The sequence below is a fragment of the Ruegeria sp. AK11 genome, assembly GCF_056541095.1.
This window is the reverse complement of sequence record NZ_JBQFXU010000039.1, coordinates 1-1,175: the sequence shown is the minus strand read 5'-3', so window position 1 is coordinate 1,175 and position 1,175 is coordinate 1. Positions and strand designations below refer to the sequence as shown.

Genomic DNA, 1,175 nt, shown 5'->3' with positions numbered 1-1,175 from the left:
TCAAGATCACGTGCAGCAGGCATCAGGGATATCATATTGCTCATCCTCTCGGTCATTGTCACCGTCAATGTCGTAACCGCTAGCTAAAGTGGTCAGGATTCATAACCAATAGATGACGAGAGCGGCGAGCGCGATGGCCGAGAGGAAGACCTTTGGGGATCGGTCATAGCGTGTTGCCACGCGCCGCCAATCCTTGAGCCTGCCGAACATGATCTCGATGCGGTTGCGCCGTTTGTATCGCCGCTTGTCGTATTTGACTGGTGCCTTGCGCTTCTTCCGGCCAGGGATGCAGGCGCGTATCCCTTTGTCTTTTAACGCATCCCTGAACCAGTCGGCGTCATAGCCGCGGTCTCCGAGTAGCCAGTCGACTTTTGGCAGACTGCTGAGTAACGCCCGTGCGCCGGTGTAATCGCTGACCTGCCCGGCAGTGACGAATAGATTAAGCGGCCGCCCCTGGCTGTCGCAGATGGCGTGCAGCTTCGTGTTCATGCCACCCTTGGTCCGACCAATCAGGCGTCCACGCCCCCCTTTTTCGCGGCCATGCTGGTCGCGGTGCGGTGGGCCTTTAGATACGTCGCGTCGATCATCACGGTCTTTTCCTCGCCATGTTCGGCGGCCAGGCCGACCATCATCCGCGCGAAGATGCCTTTCTCGCTCCATCGTTTCCACCGGCTGTACAGCGTCTTATGCGGTCCGTATTCCCTGGGAGCGTCGCGCCAGCGCAACCCGTTGCGATTGATAAAGATAATCCCGCTCAGCACTCTCTTGTCATCGACCCGTGGCTTGCCGTGCGACTTCGGGAAGAAAGGGGAAAGCCTGGCCATCTGCTCGTCGGTCAGCCAGTAAAGGTCGCTCATATCACCACTCCATTTTTGAAGCCGTGAAACACGCAGCGCGTTGAAAATCAATGCGTCCTGACCCTAGCAAAGATGAAGAGGCGATGGTCGTTGCCTTCCGACGCCACACTTTGCTGCCGCTTGACGATTGCCTCTATGCCTTGCAGCCCTCCATTCCTCATCTGACGCGATCTTCATTGCATCGCTGTTTGCAGCGGCACGGTATCTCGCGGCTGCCCGACATAGACGGCGACAAACCGAAGCGGCAAAAGTTCAAACGCTATCCGATTGGCTTCTTTCACATCGATATCGCCGAGGTCAGGACCGAGGAAGGCAAGC

The 1,175-nt window shown here is 57.4% G+C and carries 1 protein-coding gene and 1 pseudogene; one reads left to right on the top strand and one right to left on the bottom strand.

The window, feature by feature from the left end; all coding sequences use genetic code 11:
- Window positions 1–99: 99 nt before the first annotated feature.
- A protein-coding gene (locus ACR0D9_RS20600; RefSeq protein ID WP_480540105.1) for an IS5 family transposase occupies window positions 100–857 on the bottom strand; the annotation gives its coding sequence in 2 pieces (ribosomal slippage) (window positions 100–533 and window positions 533–857; 759 coding nt in all).
- A 71-nt stretch (window positions 858–928) separates the two neighbouring features.
- Here ACR0D9_RS20600 and ACR0D9_RS20595 point away from each other — a divergent pair.
- Window positions 929–1,175 (top strand): annotated as a pseudogene (locus tag ACR0D9_RS20595) (IS481 family transposase); the annotation flags it as partial.